This is a genomic window from Tessaracoccus sp. OH4464_COT-324, from assembly GCF_003932855.1.
GTDB lineage: Bacteria > Actinomycetota > Actinomycetes > Propionibacteriales > Propionibacteriaceae > Arachnia.
Genome location: NZ_RQYZ01000121.1, coordinates 1 through 405 on the forward strand (window position 1 = coordinate 1; position 405 = coordinate 405).

Consider the following 405-nt stretch of genomic DNA (forward strand, 5'->3'; position numbering starts at 1 on the left):
GAAACTACTTGCGCAAGTGCGGTGGCTTTTGACACATTTTTATTCATGACTTCAAGACACATAGGGGTTGAATAAGTAATGCTAGTCACATCGCCAAATTTTGCACGCAACTCTTTTTCTAAAGGCTGCAAATGTTGCAAAGATCTGCCAATAAAAAAGACTTTTTCGGTTCCTCGACCATGATGTTTCGCAAAATTAATGACTTGATAGGTATAACCTGAGTCTTTGTGATATTTCGCTAATTGAGGCACATCAACATTAATAAACCAGCCATCATCTTGATAACTGTTTAAACAAATATTTTGTGTATCAAATGGCATATTCATAATTTCAAAAGCGATGTCTTCTGGCAAGTTGTTGCTATATAACAAGTTGCCCTGTGCATCATGTGCTCTCGCACCGTTT

The 405-nt window shown here is 37.3% G+C and carries 1 protein-coding gene; it reads right to left on the minus strand.

The annotated features are described in order from the left end of the window. Window positions 1–353, minus strand: a 353-nt coding sequence (locus tag EII42_RS12390; protein ID WP_233558414.1) for an HAD hydrolase family protein, incomplete at its 3' end; no start/stop codon positions are given. Between the last annotated feature and the right edge of the window lie 52 nt (window positions 354–405).